Origin of the sequence: Lentzea sp. NPDC102401 (assembly GCF_044765805.1) — a bacterium.
Lineage (GTDB): Bacteria > Actinomycetota > Actinomycetes > Mycobacteriales > Pseudonocardiaceae > Lentzea > Lentzea sokolovensis.
Genome location: NZ_JBIWKS010000004.1, coordinates 189,321 through 212,014, shown reverse-complemented (window position 1 = coordinate 212,014; position 22,694 = coordinate 189,321). Strand labels below are relative to the sequence as shown.

General features: G+C 69.3%; 20 protein-coding genes. 10 read left to right on the top strand and 10 right to left on the bottom strand.

Going from position 1 to position 22,694, the window contains the following annotated elements:
- The first annotated feature begins 80 nt into the window (after positions 1–80).
- Complete coding sequence (locus ACIRG5_RS16040) at positions 81–884, top strand: calcium-binding protein (protein ID WP_402905291.1); 804 nt, start codon at positions 81–83, stop codon at positions 882–884.
- Between the two features lie 99 nt (positions 885–983).
- Positions 984–1,715 carry a hypothetical protein gene (locus ACIRG5_RS16035; RefSeq protein WP_402905289.1) on the top strand — a complete coding sequence of 244 codons (732 nt, stop codon included), beginning with the start codon at positions 984–986 and terminating at the stop codon, positions 1,713–1,715.
- Here the strand turns inward: ACIRG5_RS16035 and ACIRG5_RS16030 are convergent.
- Entirely contained in the window at positions 1,687–4,671 is a 2,985-nt protein-coding gene (locus tag ACIRG5_RS16030; RefSeq protein WP_402905287.1) for a BTAD domain-containing putative transcriptional regulator, read from the bottom strand. The genes ACIRG5_RS16035 and ACIRG5_RS16030 overlap by 29 nt on opposite strands.
- Before the next feature lie 110 nt (positions 4,672–4,781).
- Here ACIRG5_RS16030 and ACIRG5_RS16025 point away from each other — a divergent pair, with 110 nt between their 5' ends.
- Complete coding sequence (locus ACIRG5_RS16025; RefSeq protein ID WP_402905285.1) at positions 4,782–5,573, top strand: SDR family NAD(P)-dependent oxidoreductase; 792 nt, start codon at positions 4,782–4,784, stop codon at positions 5,571–5,573.
- Between the two features lie 10 nt (positions 5,574–5,583).
- Positions 5,584–6,174, top strand: a complete 591-nt coding sequence (locus ACIRG5_RS16020) for a TetR/AcrR family transcriptional regulator (protein WP_402905283.1) — start codon at positions 5,584–5,586, stop codon at positions 6,172–6,174.
- Here the strand turns inward: ACIRG5_RS16020 and ACIRG5_RS16015 are convergent.
- From ACIRG5_RS16015 to ACIRG5_RS16005, 3 genes are read right to left on the bottom strand one after another with little or no spacing between them, the layout of a single operon-like run.
- Entirely contained in the window at positions 6,171–7,667 is a 1,497-nt protein-coding gene (locus tag ACIRG5_RS16015; RefSeq protein ID WP_402905281.1) for a tripartite tricarboxylate transporter permease, read from the bottom strand. The two genes, ACIRG5_RS16020 and ACIRG5_RS16015, sit on opposite strands and share 4 nt — an antisense overlap.
- Entirely contained in the window at positions 7,660–8,151 is a 492-nt protein-coding gene (locus tag ACIRG5_RS16010) for a tripartite tricarboxylate transporter TctB family protein (RefSeq protein ID WP_402905279.1), read from the bottom strand. The genes ACIRG5_RS16015 and ACIRG5_RS16010 overlap by 8 nt, the downstream gene beginning before the upstream one ends.
- Positions 8,148–9,122 carry a Bug family tripartite tricarboxylate transporter substrate binding protein gene (locus ACIRG5_RS16005; protein WP_402905277.1) on the bottom strand — a complete coding sequence of 325 codons (975 nt, stop codon included), beginning with the start codon at positions 9,120–9,122 and terminating at the stop codon, positions 8,148–8,150. The genes ACIRG5_RS16010 and ACIRG5_RS16005 overlap by 4 nt, the downstream gene beginning before the upstream one ends.
- A gap of 141 nt (positions 9,123–9,263) precedes the next feature.
- On the opposite strand from ACIRG5_RS16005, the gene ACIRG5_RS16000 reads away from it, so the two are divergent.
- Together ACIRG5_RS16000 and ACIRG5_RS15995 are read left to right on the top strand one after the other, a co-directional pair.
- Entirely contained in the window at positions 9,264–10,835 is a 1,572-nt protein-coding gene (locus tag ACIRG5_RS16000; protein WP_402905275.1) for an ATP-binding protein, read from the top strand.
- On the top strand, positions 10,832–11,503 hold the full coding sequence (locus ACIRG5_RS15995; RefSeq protein WP_402905273.1) for a response regulator: 672 nt from the start codon (positions 10,832–10,834) through the stop codon (positions 11,501–11,503). Before ACIRG5_RS16000 ends, ACIRG5_RS15995 begins: the two co-directional genes overlap by 4 nt.
- Here ACIRG5_RS15995 and ACIRG5_RS15990 read toward each other — a convergent pair.
- Together ACIRG5_RS15990 and ACIRG5_RS15985 are read right to left on the bottom strand one after the other, a co-directional pair.
- Complete coding sequence (locus tag ACIRG5_RS15990; RefSeq protein ID WP_402905272.1) at positions 11,488–12,630, bottom strand: FAD-dependent oxidoreductase; 1,143 nt, start codon at positions 12,628–12,630, stop codon at positions 11,488–11,490. The genes ACIRG5_RS15995 and ACIRG5_RS15990 overlap by 16 nt on opposite strands.
- The gene (locus ACIRG5_RS15985) at positions 12,630–13,217 is read right to left on the bottom strand and encodes a PadR family transcriptional regulator (RefSeq protein WP_330273438.1); all 588 of its coding nucleotides are present in this window, start codon (positions 13,215–13,217) and stop codon (positions 12,630–12,632) included. The genes ACIRG5_RS15990 and ACIRG5_RS15985 overlap by 1 nt, the downstream gene beginning before the upstream one ends.
- A gap of 128 nt (positions 13,218–13,345) precedes the next feature.
- Between ACIRG5_RS15985 and ACIRG5_RS15980 the strand changes: the two genes are divergently transcribed.
- The 4 genes from ACIRG5_RS15980 to ACIRG5_RS15965 are packed head-to-tail and all read left to right on the top strand — an operon-like array spanning position 13,346 to position 15,641.
- A complete protein-coding gene (locus ACIRG5_RS15980) occupies positions 13,346–13,876 on the top strand; it encodes a DUF4232 domain-containing protein (protein ID WP_402905269.1) in 531 nt (176 codons plus the stop codon).
- On the top strand, positions 13,873–14,346 hold the full coding sequence (locus ACIRG5_RS15975; protein WP_402905267.1) for a GNAT family N-acetyltransferase: 474 nt from the start codon (positions 13,873–13,875) through the stop codon (positions 14,344–14,346). The genes ACIRG5_RS15980 and ACIRG5_RS15975 overlap by 4 nt, the downstream gene beginning before the upstream one ends.
- Positions 14,347–14,404: 58 nt before the next feature.
- The gene (locus tag ACIRG5_RS15970; RefSeq protein ID WP_402905265.1) at positions 14,405–15,013 is read left to right on the top strand and encodes a LysE family translocator; all 609 of its coding nucleotides are present in this window, start codon (positions 14,405–14,407) and stop codon (positions 15,011–15,013) included.
- A gap of 19 nt (positions 15,014–15,032) precedes the next feature.
- Positions 15,033–15,641 carry a LysE family translocator gene (locus tag ACIRG5_RS15965; RefSeq protein WP_402905263.1) on the top strand — a complete coding sequence of 203 codons (609 nt, stop codon included), beginning with the start codon at positions 15,033–15,035 and terminating at the stop codon, positions 15,639–15,641.
- Here ACIRG5_RS15965 and ACIRG5_RS15960 read toward each other — a convergent pair.
- The 4 genes from ACIRG5_RS15960 to ACIRG5_RS15945 all read right to left on the bottom strand — a co-directional run bounded on the left by ACIRG5_RS15960 (position 15,638) and on the right by ACIRG5_RS15945 (position 22,634).
- Complete coding sequence (locus tag ACIRG5_RS15960; protein ID WP_402905261.1) at positions 15,638–17,800, bottom strand: ATP-binding protein; 2,163 nt, start codon at positions 17,798–17,800, stop codon at positions 15,638–15,640. The two genes, ACIRG5_RS15965 and ACIRG5_RS15960, sit on opposite strands and share 4 nt — an antisense overlap.
- 64 nt (positions 17,801–17,864) lie before the next feature.
- Entirely contained in the window at positions 17,865–20,315 is a 2,451-nt protein-coding gene (locus ACIRG5_RS15955) for a phosphatidylglycerol lysyltransferase domain-containing protein (RefSeq protein ID WP_402905259.1), read from the bottom strand.
- Positions 20,312–21,604 (bottom strand): alpha/beta hydrolase-fold protein, encoded by a 1,293-nt coding sequence (locus ACIRG5_RS15950; RefSeq protein ID WP_402905257.1) that lies wholly within the window; start codon positions 21,602–21,604, stop codon positions 20,312–20,314. The genes ACIRG5_RS15955 and ACIRG5_RS15950 overlap by 4 nt, the downstream gene beginning before the upstream one ends.
- 91 nt (positions 21,605–21,695) lie before the next feature.
- Positions 21,696–22,634 (bottom strand): maleylacetate reductase, encoded by a 939-nt coding sequence (locus ACIRG5_RS15945; protein ID WP_402905255.1) that lies wholly within the window; start codon positions 22,632–22,634, stop codon positions 21,696–21,698.
- Between the last annotated feature and the right edge of the window lie 60 nt (positions 22,635–22,694).

Here is a 22,694-nt window from a genome sequence, read left to right as displayed (position 1 = left end):
AAATCGACCCGAAGATGACCGAAAGAGCGCTGAGCAGGCTGTTCCCCGCAAGGCAACGACCACCAAGGGGAGAACACAGCATGAGAATGCTCATCGGTCTGGGCGCCGCCGCTCTCGCCGCGATCGCGATGCCCGCCGTCGCGCACGCCGCACCGCACACCACCGTCTACGTGCAGAACAACGTGCTGATCGTCGAGGCGGAACCCGGCAAGACGAACAACATCACGGTCGGCCTGGACACCGCGCTGCACCGCCTCACCATCACCGACTCCGGTGACCTGCTGGCCGTCGGCGCCGGCTGCACGCTCAGCGGTGCCAACGTGAACTGCGTCTACGAGTCCGGCGCCACGAAGCTGATCACGTCGATCCAGATCCGGGCGAACGACCTCAACGACCGGGTCAACGTCGCCTACGACAACACCAACGCCGACGCGATGCCGGCCCACGTGTACGGCGAGGCGGGCAACGACGTCATCGAGACCCGCGCCAGGGGCACGATCAGCGGCGGCGACGGCGTCGACCAGCTGCGGCCCAAGCGCGGTGGCGTGAACGTCTACGGAGGCACCGGCATCGACCGCGTCGACTACAGCATCGGCAGCTCGCTTCACCCGAACTCCGGCGTCTCGGTGACCATCGGCTCCGGCACCGACGACGGCTACGACACGCTGGCGCTCAAGGACTACGTCGCGAGCGACGTGGAGAACCTGACCGGCACCAACTTCGTCGACCACCTCGTCGGCAACGCGCTGGCGAACAGCATCACGGCGTTGAACGGCAACGACCTCATCTGGGGCGCGGCCGGCAACGACACGCTCAACGGCGGCCTCGGCGTGGACACCTGCCTCGACGCCACCGACGGCGACGTCCTGATCAGCTGCCCCTGAAAGCCGACGGCCTTAAGACGGCTTTAAGCGAGCGCGGCATCCTTCGGGTCCGCGGGCTGACCAGGCCCGCGGACCCGAAGGGGGATGAACGTGAAGGTGATGAGCACGGCCCTGCTCGTGCTGGCTCTGGCGAGTCCGGGCGTGGCGAACGCGAGCACGGAGGTCGTGACGGTGCAGGCCACCAGCGCGCCCACGTCGGCGGGCAAGACGGTCTCGGTCGACTGCCCCAACGGCACGAAGGTCGTCGGCACGGGCGGCGCGGTGACCGGTGAGCGGACCACGATCACGCGTGTACGGCCGAGCGACGACCTCACGAGCGCCGAGGTCACGGCGGTCGAGCACGGCGCGGGGACCGTGCTGCCGTGGACGGTGACGGTGCGGGCGACCTGTGCGCCCGGTGAGTTCACGCTGGTGTCCAAGAGCGGCACGAACAACGCCGAGGCGGCCTGCCCCGGCACCAGGAAAGCGCTCGGCGTCGGGGGAGAGACCGCCGGCGGGCACTTCACGAAGATGGCGCCCAAGAGCAACCTCAAGAGCGGCCTGGTCGAGACCCCCGGTGGCGACGTCACGGCGCACGCGATCTGCGGCACGCGGCCGGGACTGGTGCTGCGCGGCGGCACCCCGACGGTCGTGGTCACCAAGACCGCCTCGAAGTCCGTTGCCTGCCAAGGTGACGAGCAGGTCGTCAGTGCCGGCGGCGCGGTCGGCGGCGGGATCATCGAGGACGTCACCCCGGCCGGCGCCGGCGCGACCGTCACCGGTGAGGGAACGGACGCGCAGGGCCAGGCCATCCGCTGGTCGATCACGCCCTACGTCGTGTGCTCCCAATGAGAACTCCGGGGTACGGATGCGGGTCGACCTCGATCTCCCGCATCCGCGTGACGTAGGTCTGGTAGCTCCTCCGGGCCTCGCCATGACTCCCTGCCGCGGCGAGGACGCGCACCAGCATCAGGTGCGCCGGCTCGTCGTACGGGTCGCGTTCGAGCACGCGAAGGCAGTACCTGCTCGCCAGTGCGTGCTCCCCACCCGACTCGGCCCGTGCGGCGAGCACCGCCACCACCTGCAGGTAGATCAGCCGGGCCTCCTCGCGCAGCCGGGCCGCCCAGTCCTCGTACGGGTCCTCCTCCAGGAAGTCCCCGTGGTACGCGGACTCGGCGGCCGCGAGCAGTGACCGCGCCTCGGACGAGTTCCGTTGTGCGGCAGCGAGTCCGGCCCGCGCGTCGGCCAGGAACGCGGCCACGTCGACGGGCAGCACGTCCGGGTCGAGCCGGATCGCGTCGCCCTCGGCCACGATGCCCGTGCCCGCCCGCAACACGCTGCGGGCCGTGGACAACGCCACCGCCAGCCGGTTCGCGACCTTCTCCGGTTCCTCGTCCGGCCACAGCAGGTTTCCCAGCGCCTCACGGGTGATCGGCCGCCCGCGCCGCGCGATGAGGATCTTCACCAGGTCCCTGGCCTTGCGCGACTGCCACGCGGCGGGCGGCAGCGGTTCGCCGTCGCGCAGCACCCGGAACCCGCCCAGCGTCTGGATGAACAACGCCGGTCTGGCCGCCTTCCGGCACGTCTCGGCGACGCCGGCGGCGGCTTCGGCGAGCACCCGCGCACCGAGATCCGCGGCCTGCCGCCGTGCCTCCAGCGCCAGCTGTTCTCCCGCCGCACCACCGATCAGCGCCGCTTGGGCCGTGCGCACCCGGACCTCGCCGAGCGGGTTGCCGATCTCGCGCCACAACGTCAGTGCCTGGTCGAGCAGCACCGGGTCGCGTTCCAGCACTCCCCGCAGCCGCAACGACCGCGCGAACCCTGCCCGGTCACCCCGCCGGGTCGCGATCTCCGCCGCCTCCTGGCACAGGCCCTTGTCGTGGTCGAGCCACCCCAGCACGAGCAGCGCCGCCACGCTTTCCCCCAGCTCCAACGCCTTGCGGGCGTGCTCACGAGCCAGGTCGGGGTCGTCGCCGGAGAACAGCTCGGCGAGCCCGACATGAGCGAGGACCAGGTGCGGCACGGTGTTCTTGGCCGCCGCGAGCCTGAGTGCCTCGTGCAACGCGAACGCCGCCAGCGCACGGTCGCCGCGCAACCGGTGCACCTCACCCAGGTAGACCAGCGGTGCCGCCGCGAGCCAGCTCCCGGCCTGGTCGAAGACCTTCTGTGCCGCGTGGAAATCGGCCGCCGCCTCGTCCAGCCTGCCGAGGCCGAGCAACGCCTCGCCGCGGTTGTGCAGCCCGATCGCCCGGTAGGTGGCGAACCCGGTGACGTCCGCGAGCGGCAGCATCTCCTCGATCTCCCGCAACGCCGCCCCGTGCTCACCCGCCTCGACGTGGTGCGACGCGCGGTTCGAGCGGATGCGGATGACACCGAGCACGTCGCCGGCCTTCTGCGCGTGGTCGAGCGCGATGTCGTAGTGCTCGGTCAGTTCGTCACGTTTTCCTTGCGCCGCGGCGACCATCGCGAGAACGGTGTGCGCGGTGCCCATGCCACCGTCGCTCGTGGCGATCTCCAGCGCGGCAACAGCCTTTCCCGCGGCCGACTCCAGATCTCCCAACGCCCAGTGCGCACTCGCGGCGGTGCTCAGCAGCATCGACTCCGCCTCGGGATGGCCGCCGTCCGGCACGTACTCGTCGCAGATCTTCAGCGCGTCCTGGGGTCCGCCGCGCAGGTGCTGGATCCACGCCATGCGCCAGGCCAGTTCTGCGGTGAGGCCGTCCGCGGTGGCCTGGGTGAACCGGTCCGCCGCCGGCAGCCACTCGCCGCGCAACTGGTGCGCGACGCCTTCGAGCTGCCAGACCTCGGCCGTGCGTTCTTCTTCTGGCACAAGGCTTGTCGCGGTCAGCACGGCGTCCGCGCCGCGCGTTCGCAGCACGTCGCCGAGCAACGCCGTGACGCCGGGCCAGTCTTCCAGTGCCGCAAGGGAATCCACCGCGCGGACGTACTCTCCCCTTGAGGTGAACCAGCGCGCTGCCGCCGCGTGCACGCCTGCCGCCGGTTCCAGGAACTCCCGCGCCAGCGGCACGAGCGCGAACCAGCCCGGTTCGGCCCGGACGTGTTCGACGAACAGCCCGCGCCGGGCCAGATCGGGCAGGATCACCGCGGCCTCGGTGTGCCCCAGCGAGGTCAGCAGATCGATGGTGAACCGATCGAACGCGGCCGCGGTCCTGAGCAGCTCGCGGGTCTGTCGTGGTTCTCTGCCCACGACCTCGTCGACCAGGTCGCCGAGCTCCTCGACCGTTCCCGTCTCCGCCACCAGCCGCACCGCGATCGGCCATCCGCCGGTGACGTCGTGCACGTCGTTTCCAGCGACCACAGCGGTTTCTTCCGTCGTGAACGCGAGCTGTGCCGCGGTGATCTCGGTCAGTTCGCCGTCGACCTTCAGTCGCCGCAACGAGAACGGCGCGGGCGTCCGTCCGGACAGCACCAGCCGGGCACTCGGCGGCAGCTGCAGGCAGAGCGCCTCCAGCAGCTGAACGGCCGAATCTTCCTGTCTCAGCACGTGAATGTCGTCCAGGACGATCAGCACGTCCTCCGGCCAGGCGTCGGCCAGCAGCCCGGCGAGGGCGTGCGCGCGTCCGGACTCGTCCTCCCCGGACACCGACGGCACGCTGGTCCACCCGGCTGCCAGGGCGGACGCCATCGATTGCACCAGCCGATGGCCTTCCTGGCAGGTGTGCCACACGACCGGACGGTCGGTGTGCGCCTGCGTCAGAAGTGTCGTTTTGCCGTACCCGGCGGGGGCGACGAGCGTCGTGAGCCTCGTCGTGCAGAGCAGCCCTTCGAGCCGGGGCCGCCGGATCACCGTTGTCCTCCCACGCCCCAAGATCGTCGCTCCTCCGGCAACGTTACGGACGTATTCAGGCAGAAAAGGACAGCTTGGCAGTGACTGCCAGGTAGGCGTACGGTGTCGGCATGGGAGTCGACTTCAGGAAGCAAACGGTGCTGGTCACCGGAGCGAGTTCGGGCATCGGCGCGGAGTTCGCGCGGCGGCTGGCGGCACGGGGATCGAGCCTCGTGCTGGTCGCGCGCCGCAAGGACAGGCTGGAGGAACTGGCCGAACAGCTGCGGGCGGCGCACGGCGTGACCGTGCACGTCGTGGCCGCGGACCTCGCCCAGCCGGGTATCGGCGAACGGCTGGCGGCGGAGGTCGCCGAGTTCGGGGTCACCAGCGTGATCAACAACGCCGGGTTCGGGAACTTCGGGGCATTCCACGAGGAGGAGCCCGAACGGCTGCGGCAGGAGGTCGCGGTCGACGTCAACGCCGTCGTCGAGATCAGCAGGGCGTTCATCGAGTCGTTGCGCGCCAACGGTCACGGCTTCCTCGTGAACGTGGCGAGCATGGCGGCCTACCAGGCGACGCCCTGGTCCTCGGTCTACGGCGCGACGAAGGCGTTCGTGGTGAGCTTCACCGAAGGCCTGTGGGTCGAGTCGCGCGGCACTGGCCTGCGCGTCATGGCCCTGTCACCCGGCGCGACCCGCACCGAGTTCTTCGAGGTCTCCGGCAGCGAGGACATGACGGGAGGCCTGCGGATGCAGACCTCCGGCGAGGTCGTCGAGACCGCGTTGCGCGCGCTGGACCGCCGGGTCACGCCGGTCGGGGTGATCTCGGGCCGGATGAACCGGGTGCTGGCGTTCGCCGGACGTCACCTGGCCTCCCGGGCGATGGGCGCGCGGATGATCGGGCGGATGGTGCAACGCGGATAGAGTGGGGTTCATGGAGAAGTCGTCGACGCTGTGGGACCGGTCGCGTCAGGCCGTGGTCGCCGAGATCGTCGACACGGCGCTGACCCTGTTCGCGGAGCAGGGGTACGAGGCGACCACCATGGCCCAGGTCGCCACGAGGGCGGGTGTGTCGCAGCGCTCGCTGTTCCGGTACTTCGGCACCAAGGAAGATCTCGTCTGCGGCGAGCAGGACGCGCTGGGCGAGTTGCTGGTCGCCACGGTCGAGGCCCAGGATCCCGAGATGTCCACCTGGGACGCTCTGCGGGCCGGGTTCACCACGCTGCTCACCGCGGGCAACCACACCCCGCAGCGGGTGCTGGAGATCTCCGGGCTGATCTTCACCAACCCGTCGCTGCACTCCAGGTACCTGGAGAAGCGGCTGAGGTGGCAGCGTTCGCTCGTGCCCGTGATCGAGAAGCGGATGGGCATCGAGTCCGGCGAGATCCCGGACGCCCGCGCGATGGGTGTCATCGCCGCGGTGTTCGCGTGCGTCGACACCGCGACGGAACTGTGGGTCCGCCACGGCGGCAAGGCTGATGCGTTCGAACTGTACGAACAGGCGCTTGCCGCCGTGCGCGGTTAGACGGTGACTTCAGCCTTCTTGCGGCGCAACCGAAGCACCACGGTGATCGCGAGCAGCAACACCAGGATGCTGTAGGCGATCGCCGCGAACGGGCTGGCGACGAGCGCGCCGAGCGAGCCCTCGCTGATCTGCAGGGTGCGCCGGACCTGTTCCTCCGCCATCGGCCCGAGGATCAGGCCGACGACCAGCGGCGCGACCGGATATCCGTGGCGCCGCATGAAGAAGCCGATCACACCGATCACCAGCAGCACGATCAGGTCGTCCACGACGAAGTTCACCGCGTAGGTGCCCAGCGCCGCGAACAGCAGGATGCCCGCGTAGAGGTACGGCCGCGGGATCTGCAGCACCTTCACCCAGATCTTCACCAGCGGCAGGTTCAGCACGAGCAGCATCACGTTGCCGATGTAGAGCGACGCGATCAACGCCCAGACCATCGGGCCGTTGTTGGTGAACAGCAACGGTCCCGGCTGGATGCCGTAGCTCTGGAACGCCGCCACGATCACCGCGGCTGTCGCGGTCGTGGGAAGCCCGAGCGTCAGCAACGGCACCAGAACGCCTGCCGCGGCGGCGTTGTTGGCCGCCTCCGGACCCGCCACGCCCTCGATCGCGCCCCTGCCGAACTCCTCCGGCCGTTTCGCCAGCTTCTTCTCCGCCGCGTACGACAGGAACGTCGACACGTCCGCGCCACCGGCCGGCACCGTGCCGATCGGGAAGCCGATGAACGTGCCACGCAGCCACGGTTTCCACGAGCGCGCCCAGAACTCGCGCGTCATCCACCTGCCGCCGATCGGGATGACCTCGATCGGCCCGTGCCGCAGCCGCGACGCCACGTACAGCGCCTCGCCGACCGCGAACACACCGACCGCCACCACGACCACGTCGATCCCGTCGGCCATCGTCGCCACCCCGAGGGTGAAGCGCTGCTGACCGGACAACGTGTCGGTGCCGACGAGACCGATGAACAGACCGAGCCCCAACGACGCGAGGCCGCGCACGGGGGAGGACCCGAGCAGTGCCGCCACGGTCGTGAACGCCACCACCATCAACGCCACGTAGTCGGCCGGGCCGAGCTGCACCGCGACGTCCGCGATGGTCGGGGCCAGCAGGGTGAGCAGCACCGTGGCGATCGTGCCCGCCACGAACGAACCGATGGCCGCAGTGGCGAGCGCGGCCGCACCGCGCCCGGCTTTCGCCATCTTGTTGCCCTCCAGGGCAGTCACGATGGACGCCGACTCGCCCGGGGTGTTGAGCAGGATCGACGTCGTCGAGCCGCCGTACATGCCGCCGTAGTAGATGCCCGCGAAGATGATCAGCGCGGCGGTCGGTTCCAGCGTGTACGTCAGCGGCAGCAGCAACGCCACCGTCATCGCCGGTCCGATGCCGGGGAGCACGCCGACGGCCGTGCCGAGCGTGACGCCCAGCAGCGCGTACAGCAGGTACTCGGGCTGCGCGGCGGTCGCGAAACCCTCCAGCAGCATGGTGATGCTATCCATCGAGGAACGGCACCCCTTCGAAGATCCCGGCCGGCAGCGAGAGGCCCAGGCCGTACGCGAACACCACCTGCACGACGAGAGCCAGCACGATCGCGATCGGCAGTGCCTTCCACCAGATCGCGCCCAGAGACCAGGCAGCGCCGAAGAACAGCAGCGCCGCCGCGACGGGCCAGCCGATCAGGTCGATCAGCACCAGGTGCGCGATCAGCACGGCCACCAGCTTGCCCACGGTGACCCAGTCGGTGCGGACGTTCTCGTCGACGTCCTCACCCTCCTCGGCGTGGCCGAGCTTTCCGCGGGCGGTCGCGATGATGGCCGCGATGCCCGTCGCGACGAGCAGAATGCCCACGGCGTAAGGGAACGCGCGCGGTCCTACGGCGTTGTCATCGCGCGCGGCGATCGTGCCCGCGTCGATCAGGGTGAAGACCCCGATCGACGCGACCAGACCGCCGAACGCGTACTCCTCGATTTTTGCGGCAATCACTTGACGAGCCCGATGTCCTGCAGTGCGGGCTTGACGCGGCCGATCTCCTTGGCCATGAACGTGGAGAACTCGGAACCGGTCAGGAACGTGTCCGTCCAGCCCTTCTTGGACAGCTCGTCCTTCCACTGCTGGCTCGCGTGCATGTCGGTGACGAGCTTGGTGAGGCGGGTCTTGGCCTCGGCCGTGATCGACGCGGGCGCCACGACGCCGCGCCAGTTGATCAGCTCGACGCCCAGGTCCTTGAACGTCGGCGTGTTCAGGTCGGGGACCGGGTTCGGGCCGGACGTGCCCAGCGCGCGCAGCTTGCCCGCCTTGATCTGCTCCTTGTACTCGCCGATGCCGGAGATGCCCGCGTCGACCTTCTTGCCCAGCAACGCCGCCAGCGACTCGCCACCGCCGGAGTACGGCACGTAGTTCAGCTTGGACGGGTCGATGTTCTTCGCCTTGAGCAGCATCCCGGCGAGGATGTGGTCGGTGCCGCCGGCCGAGCCGCCGGTGATCGAGACGCCCTTGCCCTTCTCGTTGACGGCGGCCAGCAGGTCGTCGATCGTCTTGTGCGGCGAGTCGGCCGGCACCACGACGACCTCGTCCTCGGCCGTCAGCCGCGCGATCGGCGTGGTCTCCTCCAGCCGGGCCTGCGACGCGTTGGTCTCCACCGCGCCGACCATGACCAGGCCGGTGATCATCAGGAACGACTCGGAACGCTCGTTGAGGAGCTTCTGCAGGCCGACCGTGCCGCCGGCGCCGCCGACGTTCGTGACCTGCACGGAGTTCGCGAGCTTGGCGCCGCTCACCGCCGACTGCATCGCCCGTGCCGTCTGGTCCCAGCCACCACCGGGGTCGGCGGGTGCCATGATCTCCAGCTTCGTGATGGAGTCACCGCCGCTCGCGCTCTTCGCCCCCTGACCGCACCCCGCGAGCACCAGTCCGGCGGCGGCGACCGCCACCGCTCGTCTCCATGCCGTACCCATCGAGTACTCCTCGCTTCGTTGCGAACGTTGGGCGGGGACGCTAGGTAACTGGTGGGCGCCTCGTAAGGGTTAGGTCGTAAGTTCCGTATTGGTCGTTTAGTTCGTGACCTGTTTCACAGCTGATGCGTCAGAATTCCATCCATGTTCCGTCGGTCGGTGTCGTTTGGAGCCTTGCTGCTGGCATTGCAGGTGGTCATCGTGCTGATGACGACCTGTGCCGCCGGTCTGCTCGCGGCCAAACTGCAGAGCGACCGGATCCGCGACTCCTACAAGGACCGGATGTTGTCCGTCGCGGAGAGCGTGGCGCGGCTACCCACGGTCATCGAGGCGTTCGATTCCGTTGACCCACCCGCGACGATCCAGCCGTTGGCCGAACTGATCCGCAAGGCGTCCAACGTGACGTACGTGGTGGTCACCGACCACAACGGCGTCCGCTACGCCCACCCCGACCCGAAGCGCATCGGCGAGCGCGTGTCGACCGACCCGAGCACGCCGCTGTCCGGTGAGGTCTTCGTCGGCACGGAGACGGGCACGCTCGGCACGTCGTTGCGCGCCAAGGTGCCGGTGCGCGCGGCGAACGGCCGGATCATCGGCATCGCGTCGGTCGGCATCCTGGAGAGCCAGCTGTCCGACGACCTCGCCGAGGACCTGCCGGAGCTGATCGGCTGGCTCGCCGCGGCCGCGCTGGTCGGCGTGCTCGGCGCCGCGTTGATCACGCAGCACGTGCGGCGGCGGACGTTCCGGCTCGAACCCGCCGAGATCGCGCAGCTGCTGAAGACCAGGGACGCGATGCTGCACGGCATCCGCGAAGGCGTTGTCGCCGTGGACGATCAGGAGAAGCTGGTATTGGTCAACGACGAGGCCATGCGGCTACTGGGCCTGGCGGAGAACCCGAGCGGGCAACCGGCGGCGGAGGTGCTCGACGACGGCCTGCTCGACCTGGCGCGAGGCGACGACGACGTCGCGGACCGGCTGGTGCTGGCAGGCGAACGGGTCCTGGTCGCGAACCGGATGACGGCCAAGACGGACGACCGCGCGGTCGGCGTCGTGCTGACGTTGCGCGATCGGACCGAACTGCACGACGCGTTGCGCGAGCTCGACGGCCAGCGCACCGTCACCGAGGTGCTGCGGGCGCAGGCCCACGAGTTCTCGAACCACCTGCACGTCATCGGCGGTCTGCTGGACCTCGACCGCGGCCCCGACGCCGTCGCCTACATCGAACGGGTCGGTGGCGCGGGGTCGGTCACGGCCGACATCATCGACGGAGCGAACGCGGACCCTGCGCTCGCGGCGTTGTTGCTGGCAAAATCCTCCACCGCGCACGAAAGAGGTGTGGAGCTCCGGCTCGATCCCGGCAGCTCCGTCGACATTCGTGCGGGCGACGACGCGTTGACCGTGCTGGGAAACCTGGTCGACAACGCGGTCGACGCCGTGGAGACCGGTGGAACCGTGCGGGTGCTGGTGCGCTCGTCGGTCAGCGGAGTGCGGGTGGTCGTGGACGACGACGGGCCGGGAGTGGCGGAGTCGCAACGCGGCCGCATCTTCGACCTGGGTGTCAGCTCGAAGGACGTCCAGGGCGCGCACGGCAGAGGAATAGGTCTCGCATTGGTGTCGAGGGTGGTGACCCGGCGCAGCGGCCGGGTGGCGATCACCGACTCGGAACTCGGCGGCGCGTCGTTCGACGTGTGGCTGCCGGAAACGGGGAACCGATGAGCGTGCGAACGCTCGTTGTCGATGATGATTTCGCCGTGGCCGCGATCCACCGCGGGTTCCTGGAGGCGATGCCCGAGTTCGAGGTCGTCGGCGAGGCGCACCGCGGCGGAGAGGCGTTGCGAGCTGTGGAGTCGTTGCGGCCCGACCTGGTGCTGCTCGACATCCACCTGCCCGACATGTCCGGGCTGGAGGTGCTGTCACGGCTGCGCGCTCGTGGCGGGCCGCCGGTCGACGTCATCGCGGTGACGGCGGCCCGCGAACGGGAGACCGTGCGGCAGGCCATGTCCCGCGGCGTGGACAACTACCTCGTGAAGCCGTTCACGCGCACGGCGTTCCTCGATCGGATGCGGGAGTACCTCGCCCAGCGCATCGAGGTGCAGCGGCTGGGGCAGGTGCTGGACCAGGACGAGGTCGACTCGCTGATGCACCACCGGCCCCGCGCCCTGGCCATGCCCAAGGGGTTGTCCGCGGTGACGCTGCGGCTGGTGACGGAAGCGTTGCGGGACAGCCAGAGCGATCTCTCGGCCCAGGAGGTCGGGGATCGGGCGGGGCTGTCCCGCGTGAGCGCGCGCCGTTATCTGGAGCACCTGGTGACCATGGGCAAGGCGGAGGTGCAGCCGCGGTACGGCATGGCGAACCGCCCGGCGCACGGCTATCGGCTGACCTGAGCGTCCCAGTCGATGCGGTAGTTCTGGTCCTTAGTGAACGCCTTGGCGCCGAAGGTCTTCATCACGAGCGGCATGAGCAGCCGGGTGATCGGGCCGATGCCGCGCTTGTTGCTGTTGGTGCGTGCCGCGCGTGCCGCGATCCGTTCGACCCTGGGACGCCGGAGCCGTTCGTAGGTCGCGAAGGCCTCGGTCAGGTCCGGGATGTCACGCAGGCAGCGGGCCAGTTGCACCGCCGACTCGGCCGCCAGTGACGCGCCCTGCCCGGAGCTGGCGCTCGGGGCGTGGGCGGAGTCGCCGACCAGCACCACGCGACCGCGGTGCCAGCACGGCACGCTCGGCATGATCTCCAGCGGGCCGCCGCCGATGACAGTGCTGCTGTGCGCCAGGAGCTGCTTCGCCGGCATGTCGTCCCCGTAGGCGTCACGCAGCCGGTCCAGCCAGGTGGCGGCGGGGATCGCGGCCATCTCGGCCGACGTCAGCGGTTCGGGGACCGCGAGGTTGTTGAACCACGCGATGGTGCCGTCGGGTTGTTCCCAGTAGCCGAGGAACGAGCTGCCGAACACGAAGTACATCGTCTCCGGATCGCCGTGCACGCCGCTGTTCTCCGCGTACGAGCCGAATCCCAGCAGGCCGACGTACTCGGGTTCCGGAGCGTCCGGATCGATGATCCCGCGGACCACCGAGCGGATGCCGTCGGCGCCGACCAGCAGGTCACCCGACTCGCTCGTGCCGTCCGAAAACGTCGCCGTGACACCGTTTTTGTGGTCTTCCACGTCCACCAGGCGCTTGCCGTACTCCACTTTGACCCGCTGGGCGACCGTCAGCTCGCGCAGCCGTTGGTACAGCTCGGCCCGCGTCACGACGCGGCTGGCGTCCCCGGTGATGCGCCCGAGCGTCCTGCCCTGGGCGTCGGCCATCACCATGTGACGCAAGGGATCGCCGAAGTCCGAACCCAGACCAGCGATCTTCAGCGCCGCCAGTCCGTTGGGCGCCACGGTCAACATGCCACCCACGCCGTCCGCGGTCGTGTCGTACGCCTCGAACACCACCGCGTCGATGCCGGCCTTCTGCAACGCCAGCGCGGTGACCGGGCCCGCGATGCCGCCCCCGATGACTAAAGCCTTCATCATTCCCTCCCGAAGATTTCCCGCCACAAGTGCTGGTACTCGGCCTTCGCCAGTTCCCCCGTGAGCTTCTCGACCAGCCGCAGTTCGGCCTCCACCAAGGACATCCGGTACTCCTCCTCGACGAGGAAGATCCACTGGACGCCGTCGGCGGTCGCCTTGCCGACCATCGCGCGCGTCTCGTCGAGGTCCTTCGTCAGCGCGTCGGCCCGGGCCTTCAGCAGCTCGACGGACTCCACCGGGTCCAGCACCGAGATGAGCGACAACGCCACGCCGAACTGCGGGTACTCGTGCGCCGGATCGCGGACGAGCTCGCGCATCCAGTCGTGCAGCTCGTCGCGCCCGGTGTCGGTCAGCGCGTAGATCGTGCGTTCGGGCCGTTGGGTGTCCTTGACGGTCTCCTGCTCGGCGACGAACCCGGCCTTCCGCAGCTGCTCGACGACCATGTAGAGCGAGCCGCGGTTGAACTTGATGTTGCGGTCCTTGCCGGTGTCCTTGAGCTGTTTGCCCAGCTCGTAGGGGTGCATGGGGCCCATCACGAGATGTGCCAGCACTGCCAGCGCCAGCGGGTTCGACACCTTGCGCCGCATGCGTCCTCCTTGGTTGGTGTCGACTATCCGACTCTAACTAGTCGATGTCAACTATTTTCGGTGAGGGCCTGTCCTCCGCTTGTGAAGGTTTCGGCGGACCATCCCAGGTCTGTGGCAGCATCGGCCGCATGAGATCTGGGGGCAGACTTCTGGTCGTCTTCGCCGCGCTCGTCGGCCTGGTCGCGTGCGGAACGGGTGCGCAGGCGACGGAAACTCCGTCGTGCGACACCGGTTTGCGGTTCGTCACGAACGTCACGGACGCGGCCATGGGCCTGCGCGTGATGTCCGTCGAGGCGGTCAACTGCGGTGTGGAACCGTTGCAGCTCAACGGATATCCACAGGTCAGGCTGTTCGGCGAGGAGCGGGAGCCCTTGGACGTCGAGATCCTCGACGGTTCGGGCGGCATCGCGTTGCTCGAAGGCTTCGACGACGCGCCGCAGTCGATCACCGTGCAGCCTGGTGAGAGGGCGAAGAGCGCGTTCGTGTGGCGGAACACGCACGCGTCGGTCGACCCGCCGCAGGTCGGCAAGCACGTCGACATGGCGGCCGCGCCGGGTGGCACGTGGCAGCCGTTGGTCGCGACGACGTCCGAGGGGCGCATCCTCGTCGACCTCGGCAGCACCGGGCGTCTGGGCGTTCGCGCCTGGTACCGCCCGTGACGGAGATCAGGCGCGCCACCTCGGACGACGCCGCCGCGGTGGCCCGGATCTGGTATCCGGGCTGGTGCGACGCGCACCTCGGCAACGTGCCGCAGCGGATCGTCGACGCACGGCCGGAGGAGACCTTCGAGCCACGCGCGCGGGAGCACGTCGGGCACACCACGGTCGCGACGGTGAACGGCGAGGTCGCCGGGTTCGTGATGGTGATCGGGGACGAGGTCGAACAGGTCTACGTCTCGGCCGGCCATCGTGGATCCGGTGTCGCGCAAGCACTTCTGGCCGCCGCGGAGAGCGAGGTGGCGGCGAGCGGGTACGCCCGCGTGTGGCTGGCCGTCGTCGCCGGGAACGCTCGGGCACGCCGGTTCTACGAACGACAGGGCTGGGTCGACGAAGGCCTGTTCGACCACCAGGCACCGCATCCGGACGGCCCGATCCCGGTTCCGGCTCACCGCTACACCAAGTCCGTGTGATCGTGTCACGTGTGTTAAATCTTCTGGTGGCGCTGGGCTTCCGTGTTCTCATGACGGCATGTCGACCACCGCGCTCCTGAGCTTCACCTTCGTCGCGCTGCTGACCGTCGTCACGCCGGGCCTGGAGACCCTGCTGGTGCTGCGGACGGCGTTGCTGGTCGGCCGCCGTGCCGCCATGGCCGTCGTGGTGGGCAGCACGCTGGGCTGCCTGGTGTGGGCGACCGCGGGACTGGTCGGCCTGACGGCGTTGCTGCAGGCGTCCGAACTGGCCTACGACATCGTGCGCTGGCTCGGCGCCGGATACCTGATCTACCTGGGTGTCAAAGCTCTGTGGAACTCGAGGCGCCCGGTCGAGATCGACGAACCCGCACCGGTGCCGTCGGTGCGCGCGGCCATCCGGGTCGGGCTGCTGACGAACCTGCTCAACCCGAAGCCGGGCGTCTTCTACATCTCGTTGCTGCCCCAGTTTCTGCCCGTCGGCCAGCCCGCGTGGGGCGGCGTGCTCGTCGCGATCCACCTCGGCCTCGGGCTGGTGTGGTTCCCGATCCTGATCACGGTGGCCGGCCGCGCCCGTGCTTTCCTGCTGCGGCAACGGCTTCTGCTGGACCGCCTGTCCGCTTCAGCGCTGATCGCGTTCGGCTTGAAGACCGCTGCCGACGCGCGCTGACGTGTGATCTGATGCCGTCATGTCGACCGCCGCACTCCTGAGCTTCTCGCTCGTCGCGCTGCTCACCGTCCTCACGCCCGGCCTGGACACGGTGATGGTGTTGCGCACGGCGTTGCTGAGCGGCAGACGTGCGGCGATGGGCGTGGTACTCGGCATCACGCTCGGGTGCCTGGGCTGGGGCGTGGCGAGTCTGGCGGGCCTGACGGCGTTGCTGCGGGCGTCCGAACTGGCCTACGACGTCGTGCGCTGGCTCGGTGCCGGATACCTGATCTACCTGGGCGCCAAGGCGTTGTGGAACTCGCGCGAAGCGGTGTCGCTGGAGGACTCTCGTCCGGTGCCGGGCGCCGGGGCCTCGTTGCGGGTGGGACTGCTGACGAACCTGCTCAACCCCAAGGTCGGCGTGTTCTACCTGTCGCTGCTGCCGCAGTTCATGCCCGCCGGTCAGCCGGCGTGGGGAGCGGCGCTCGTCGCGATCCACCTGGGACTCGGGCTGGTGTGGCTGCCGATCCTGATCGCGGTGGCCGGTCGCGCCCGTGCTTTCCTGCTGCGCCAGCAGGTTCTGCTGGACCGGCTGACGGCGTCGGTGTTCGTCGCGCTGGGGCTGAAGCTGGCGTTCGAGGCGCGTTAACGCTCGCCGGAGGCCGAACGGTGCCAGGCCGCGAGCGCCATCCTGTTCGGCAGCCCCAGTTTCACGCGGATGTTGACCACGTGCCGGTCCGCGGTCCGCGGCGAGATGTACAGCCGTGCGGCGATCTGCTTCGACGTGAACCCGTCCGCGACCAGGCCGGCGATGGTGAACTCCTGCCTGCTCAGGCCGCCGGGCAGCAGTGGCTTCACCGGCCGGCGTTCGGAGTCCGGCACCGGTTCGAGCGCGAACGCCATCACCTGCTCGGGGCGCAGGTCGGCGCCGAGCGTCGTGATCACCTGGTAGTCGTCGCCGAGCGAGCGGCGGACGGTCCGGTCGGCGCGGTCCAGCAGCCGGCGGAACGGGCTCATGCCGCTGAACGAGATCCGCGAGATCCGTTCCTGCGACCGCAGCGCGCCGAGCAGCCGTGCCGCGCGGTCGTTCGCTCCGAGCTCGGCGCACGTGCAGGCGAGCAGCCACAGGCTGAACGGGGCGCTCCAGGTGTCGCCGAGCGTCAGCTGGATCCGCAACGCCTGGATCGCCAGCGGATGCACCTGTGCCGGGTCGCCGTGCAGCAGTTCGTGGAGGCCGCGATGCCACAGACCCCAGGCGTGCGCCCAGCTCACGCCGTTGCTCTCCGCCTGTCTGGCCAACGCCGTCGTGGCCTTGTCCGCGGCCTCGGCGTCCAGCAGGAAGCACGAGGCCATCGCGTGCATCAGTTCGGTGATGTAGGTGTCGCCCGGCGACGAGTGCTCCCGGCACAACTCCACGACGTGCGCGTACAACGGCACGCAGTCCGGTGAGCCCTCGACGAAGAAGAGATGCGTGGCCTCGGCGAGAACCAGGTGCACGTCGGTGATGGGCAGCCGCGGCAACGCGCGTGCCTCGCTCATCAACGGGAACGCCAGCGCCGAGTCGCCCCGCACCTGAGCCATGTACGCGCAGTGCGCCAGCAGCGATGTCCGCAGCGGGGCCTCGGTGATCACCTCGCGGGCGGCCGTGAGCAGGTCCCACGCCTGGCCGAGCATGCCCGCGAACGACGTGAAACGCGCCCGCTGCACGTTCATCGCCACGGCCGCGCCGGCCGCGGCCAGATCAGGGGTCCGCAGCGCGTGCCCGACCGCCGCGCGGACGTTCGGCCACTCCTCCCACAGCCTGCCCATCCACCGCGCTTCGCCGGGCGAGAACCACGAGCGGGCAGCCTCTTCCACGAACTCGCTGTAGTGCACCGCGTGGCGACGTAACGGCTCGTCCGCGTTCGTCAGCAGACGAGCACCGAACTGCGACACGGAGTCCAGCAACCGATAGCGGGTCTCCCCGGTGACCGGGCTCGTCGTCGTCGCCACGATCGATCTGAGCACCAACGCGGACAACGGTTTCCGCACGTCCGCGTCCGCCACCGCCTCGGCCGCGGCGAGGTCGAAGTCCGCGGGGAACACCGACAGCTGCGCCCACGAACGGCGTTCCTCGTCCGTGCACTGCCGTGCCGACCATTCGAGCACCTGCTCCAGCGAGGCGGGTTCGGGGTGCTTGAGCACCTCGGACCGCACGCCGCCCGGCTGCGCGGCCAGGAGTTCGATCGCGAGCGGCAGCCCGTCCACCGCCTCGCACAACGCGGTGATCTCGGCCAGTTCCGGCGCCACCTCCGCCCGTTCCCCGAACAGCGACACCGCGTCGTCCAGGCCCAGCGGCGGAACCCGCAGCAGATGTTCGCCGTAGACGCCGAGCGGCTCCCGCGAGGTCGCGAGGATCGTCAGCCCCTCACAGTCGCGCAACAGGTGGTGCACGAGATGCCGGACCGCCTCCAGCAGGTGCTCACAGTCGTCCAGGACGAGCAGCAAGTGCTTGTCGTACAACGATTCCACGAGTCGGCCGAGCCCGGCCTCCGGTGCGTTGTCGACGATCCGCAGTTCGGTCGCGACGGTGCGGGCCAGCGCCGCCGGGTCCTTGAGGTCGCCGAGCCGCACCCGCCAGGCCCCGTGCTGGAACGCCTGAGCCAGCGCACGCCCGGTCTCCACGGCGATCCGGGTCTTGCCGACCCCGCCCGGTCCCGCCAGCGTGACCAGCCGTGCCCGGCCGAGGAGCGCCTCGGTGTCGGCGAGCACGGCCTGGCGGCCGATGAACGTCGTGGTCTGGGCAGGCAGATTGCCCCGCACGGTCATCGGCGCATCTTCGCCTAGCCGCGCGGAAGTGTGAGGAAGAGGATCTCCTCACCACCCTTTCGGACTAGCGAGTTCGACCAGGCGTGGTCACGCGCTCGCGGGTCCGGATGATCATCTTGCTCGCGAGCCGAAGTCCCTGCCGTGCGTTGAGATGTGGGAGGTACGCGCGGCTGACCGCGTTCGCGATGCGCGGCAGTGCCGCCGAGTCCGGATACGCCATGAACATCGGCTGGTAGGTCGGCTGGAACTTGGCCTTGAACGCGAACAGCGAGCGGAACCCGTACACCGGCTCCAGCACCTGCCCGGTGAAGTCCAGGACGCGCTGCAGCGCCCGCGGGCGCTCACCCCGGTCCAGCCGGGCGAGCGGAGCCCCGGACAGGCTCAGGAACCGCGCCCCCTCGGCCTGGAGCTGTTGTGCCGCCGAGGCGATCAGGAACTCCATCGAGCCGCGGAAGCCGTGCGTGCGGCGGCGCATGAAGTCGAGCGTCCACCCGACGACCTCGCCGTCCTCGTACACCGGCAGCCAGCTCGTGATGCCGTGCACCGTGCGGTCGCCGTCCACCGCCAGCAGGCAGCGCACGCCGTCACCGGCCAGTTCTTCCAGGCCGCCCAGCGTGAAGCCCATCTCCGGCAGGCCCTTGTCCGCCACCCACTCCGCCGAGATCGAGCGGATCTGGTCCGTGATCGCGTACGGCGCGTCGGCGTACGTGCACCACTCGGCGGTGATTCCGGCCTTGGCGGCCTTGTTCAACGCCGTGCGCACGTCCTGCCACTTCTTGCCGGTGAAGCTCAGCTGGTCCAGCTCGATCATCGTGTCCTCGGCGACCTGCACCGCGGACCACCCGAGGCCCTCCACCGCTGCCCGCGTCTCGGCGCCCACGCTGTAGAGACACGGCGTCCAGCCGTTCTGCGCGCAGAACTCGGCGAACCCGCGCACGGCGTCCACCCGCGCCGGACCGATCGGATCGCCGACCGTCAGCGCGATGGTCGCCACCACGCGGTACGCGATGGCCGTCTCGCCGTCGGGCGTGAACCAGTACTGGTTGCCGCGCCACGTCGTCATGTACGACAACGACGAACCGCCGTGGCGCTGCATCAGCTCACGGGCGTGCGTCGCCGCTTCCTCGCACGACGACGGCCACGTCCGCCACGACGCCATCAGCAGACCGGCCAGCACGATCAGCCAGAACACCACGCCCGTGTACTCGAACAGCAATGCGCCGACGAACCCCTCGGCGGAGAACTGCAGCGGCACCAGGTCGAGGTAGCCGGGCGGCAGGAACCGCGTCGGCAGGTCCGCGAGCAGCGCGCCGAACCCCGGTTCCGGCGTGAACTGGTCGCGGACCAGGTACCCGCCGAAGACGTACAGCGCCGACAGCAACGCGACGCTGATCGCTGTGAACCGCCAGAACTTCACGACGGCATGCCGAGGTAGACGCACGTCGAAGTGCCTGCGCGTCAACAACAACACCACGATGATCGCGAGCGGTGCCAGCATCGGCACACCGAACGAGACCGACAGCTCCAGCAGACTGGCGTCCGGGAACTGCGCGACGTACACGACGTACGAACCGATGAACGCCGCGAACGCCACGTTGAACACGAGCGCCGACCGCCACGCGAACCGCCGTCCTCGCCGCAGCCCTTCCGCCAGCACGAGCAGCAGCAACGCCGGAAGCAGCGACATCACGAGCGCGGGGAACCGGCCGTAAGACAGCTGGACCACCATCGTCCGGCACAGCTCGACCATGTCCGAGGAGCACATCGCGTCGACGTCATCCTGCGACGGCTGAGCGACCGCCACGACGTCCGCGAACCACCAGAGCGGTCCGTTCGGGTACGGCGACATCATCGACACCACCGGCCCGAGCGCCGACGCCGCGAGCAGCAGCGCCACCAGCACTCGCGTCTCCTGCAGCGAGCGCGCCTTCTGCACCGGCCCGCTCTTCAGGAACAACGCCCCGATCAGCAACCCGGCCACGCCACCGGACAGTCGGAGCAGGTCTTCAAGCCAACCTGACCACAGGGTAAGGACCAGCACCGACAAGATCATCATCAGCCGGACGCGGCGCCTCCACAGCGGTGGCATCCGGAACGTCAGCGCGAGCACGAGCCCGACCCCGCCGATCGACGGCCCCGCCGCGACCTCGCCCACGAGCGACTCGAGCCAGCCGAAGTGCAGGTCGCGCCCGATCAGAACCAGTCCGAGTCCCAGGAACGAGCCGAGCACGTGCGTGGCCAGGAAGATCGCCGCGGTCCGCGCCGCGCCGAACGAGCGTTCGGCCAGCGGCCCGGCGACGAGCAGCAGCACGGTGGTCGCGGCGTAGCCCAGCAGGTCCATCGACCACAGTGCCGAGCTCAGGACGGTCCACAACGGACTTCCGGTGCCGAACCCGGTGAGCGCCAGCAGGTCGTCGCTCGCGCCGGTGACCGCACCGGTGAGCGCGCCGACCGTCCAGAAGACGATGAGGAACGCGCAGGTCAGCGGCGCGGTGCGACACAGTCTGGCGATCATCTGACCAGCCCTGTCCGCTGCGCGAGCCACGGCAGAGTGCCGTAGAGGCCCGGCCGCCAGACGTTCCAGTCGTGTCCTCCCGGTAGTTCCTTCCACTGCACGTCCATTCCGGCCTTGCGACAGGCCTCGAACACCTCTAGTCCCGCCGGGCGGTACTGACCGTCGTCCTTGCCGGCCACGATCACGCCCGAGGTCTGCGGGAACTGTTTTTTGGCAAGGACGTCCAGCGGGTTGACGCGGACGAACGCCGCCTCGTCGCCGCCGAACGCGGCTTTGACCGTCTCGGCGCGCGTGCCGAGCGTGGGCTCGCGCTGGCCGGACAGGTCGATGAAGTTGCCGTACACGTCAGGCGCGCGCACTGCTAGCTGCAGAGAGCACGTGCCGCCGTGTGAGAGGCCCGCGACCGTCCACGCTTCACGGCGTTCGTCGACCGTGAGGCGCTCTTTGATCCACTTGGGCACGTCGCGGGTCAGGTACGTCTCCGCCTGCCCCAGCTTCGAGTCGAGGCACAACGGGTTCGCCGTGAGGGAGCCGATGGAGTCGGGCATGACGACGATCGGCGCGAGACCCTGGTGGGCGCGCGCGAACTCGTCCATGTTGTCGGAGATCCGGCCGGCGTCGTACCAGTCACGAGGGGAGCCCGGCTGACCTGCCAACAGGACCAGCACCGGCAGCCGCGGCCGGGGTTTCACGGCGTACGCGGGCGGCAGGTAGATCCACGCCGGACGCGTCTTCATCGAGCCGGGGATCTCGATCTCGGACAGCGTGCCCTTGTCCGGCACGCCGGCACCGGTCCAGACGTCGGCCAGCTTCTTGCCGGCGGGCAGGTCGAGCACGTCCGCGACCGGAACGCTGTCCGGCAGGTCGACGCTCGGGTTGTTGAACACCTCCAGCGCGGCCCGCGACGTCGGGTACAGCCCGTAGTACGCGTTGGTGGCCGTCAGTGCGCTTGAGATGACGACGACGGCGGCGATGACGGTGAACACACGCCCGTACCACCGCGACGGCCGTAGCCTCGCCACGGCGAGACTGAGGGCCACGAGCGCCGCGCCCAGCCACACCATCAGGATGATCGGCATCGGCTCCGGCCACGGTTTCCACACGTGGTTGATCACGAGCGTCAGCCCGGTCACCAACAGCGCGCACGCCAGCACGACGATCGGCAGCACGCGGACCCACCAGGTCCGGTTCTTCCGAATTGCCAGGTACGTGAGGGCGAGCGCGGCCGCGACCGTGGCGGCCATGGGGATCGGTCCATTTATCAGGGACAGATCCAGCGGGCTGAGCATGCTCCAGATACTTCAGGAAGTCTTCAGGAAGCACATCGGAGATTCGTCTGAGTTCAGAGCTGCGAACATCAGCCTTAAGAATGACAACCCGTCAGCCGGATGTTGCGTCGCGCCAGGCGTTGGTCAGGACCCGCAGGGCGTCCGGATGCTCGGCGATCTCCGCAGCGCGGGACAAATCGGACTCCGTCATCCCCAGCTCGCGCAACGAGGTCGCCGCACCGAACCGCGTGGCCGTGTCGTGGATGCGACCGGCCAGATCGGACGGTGCCGTGTGCGGCAGCAACGCCGTGTGCGTCGCGGCATGCGGCAATCCGAACGAACCACCTAAAACGTGCGCCAGCTTGTGGTGCAGTCCCATGGGGACGGACGCGAGACACGTGCCCGCGAGCCATGCCGAGGACAGCAGCTCGGTCCGGGCATCCACAGTGGACGGGTTTCCGCTCAAAGCGTGCAAAACACCCTCGACCGCCCTGGTCGCGATGGCGTCGATCAACGGGTTCTCGTTGCCTCGGGCGGCGACGGCGTGCGCGAGAGAGTTGAGCGCGCTCGTCACCGTGACGTCGAGCGGCAGGTCCAGCGTGAGGTCGACGTCGTAGATGACGGTGCCGGGCTGGATCGCCGCGTCCCGCCGCGTCTTCTTCAGCCCGTCCGCCGTCTCGCCGAGTACCTGCGTGACCTCGGAGCCCGCGTAGGTCGTCGGGATGATGATCTGCGGCACGCCCGCGCGTACCGAGAGAGCCTTCGACAGCCCCGTGCTCGATCCACCGCCGACCGACACGATGCAGTCCGCGCCGTGCTCGCGCAACGACACAAGCGCGCGCTCCGTGACCTCTACCGGCGTGTGCATGGCCGCGCCCGTGAACCGGGTGACGAGCAACGGGCCGAGTTCGGCCGCCACCTTGTCGCCGCCGTGCCGGGCGATCAGCAGCACCCGCGTCGCGCCGAGCCGTTCGACCTCGGCGCGCACGGAGGAGACGGTGCCGCGGCCGAAGACGACGCGGGTGCGGCCGGGTTCGAAGGTGAAGCTCACGAAGAACGAATATTCGTGAGGGGAGTGCCGGGCGCAACAGCAGAGGGTCAAGCCTTTCGG

Coding starts and splice junctions, on each gene's coding strand:
- ACIRG5_RS15980 (WP_402905269.1), top strand. CDS start 13,346: ATGAGATCTGGGGGCAGACTTCTGGTCGTCTTCGCCGCGCTCGTCGGC.
- ACIRG5_RS15970 (WP_402905265.1), top strand. CDS start 14,405: ATGTCGACCACCGCGCTCCTGAGCTTCACCTTCGTCGCGCTGCTGACC.
- ACIRG5_RS15965 (WP_402905263.1), top strand. CDS start 15,033: ATGTCGACCGCCGCACTCCTGAGCTTCTCGCTCGTCGCGCTGCTCACC.
- ACIRG5_RS15960 (WP_402905261.1), bottom strand. CDS start 17,800: ATGACCGTGCGGGGCAATCTGCCTGCCCAGACCACGACGTTCATCGGC.
- ACIRG5_RS15985 (WP_330273438.1), bottom strand. CDS start 13,217: ATGCGGCGCAAGGTGTCGAACCCGCTGGCGCTGGCAGTGCTGGCACAT.
- ACIRG5_RS16020 (WP_402905283.1), top strand. CDS start 5,584: ATGGAGAAGTCGTCGACGCTGTGGGACCGGTCGCGTCAGGCCGTGGTC.
- ACIRG5_RS15950 (WP_402905257.1), bottom strand. CDS start 21,604: ATGCTCAGCCCGCTGGATCTGTCCCTGATAAATGGACCGATCCCCATG.
- ACIRG5_RS16005 (WP_402905277.1), bottom strand. CDS start 9,122: ATGGGTACGGCATGGAGACGAGCGGTGGCGGTCGCCGCCGCCGGACTG.
- ACIRG5_RS16000 (WP_402905275.1), top strand. CDS start 9,264: ATGTTCCGTCGGTCGGTGTCGTTTGGAGCCTTGCTGCTGGCATTGCAG.
- ACIRG5_RS16025 (WP_402905285.1), top strand. CDS start 4,782: ATGGGAGTCGACTTCAGGAAGCAAACGGTGCTGGTCACCGGAGCGAGT.
- ACIRG5_RS15995 (WP_402905273.1), top strand. CDS start 10,832: ATGAGCGTGCGAACGCTCGTTGTCGATGATGATTTCGCCGTGGCCGCG.
- ACIRG5_RS16035 (WP_402905289.1), top strand. CDS start 984: ATGAGCACGGCCCTGCTCGTGCTGGCTCTGGCGAGTCCGGGCGTGGCG.
- ACIRG5_RS15990 (WP_402905272.1), bottom strand. CDS start 12,630: ATGAAGGCTTTAGTCATCGGGGGCGGCATCGCGGGCCCGGTCACCGCG.
- ACIRG5_RS15955 (WP_402905259.1), bottom strand. CDS start 20,315: ATGATCGCCAGACTGTGTCGCACCGCGCCGCTGACCTGCGCGTTCCTC.
- ACIRG5_RS16015 (WP_402905281.1), bottom strand. CDS start 7,667: ATGGATAGCATCACCATGCTGCTGGAGGGTTTCGCGACCGCCGCGCAG.
- ACIRG5_RS16040 (WP_402905291.1), top strand. CDS start 81: ATGAGAATGCTCATCGGTCTGGGCGCCGCCGCTCTCGCCGCGATCGCG.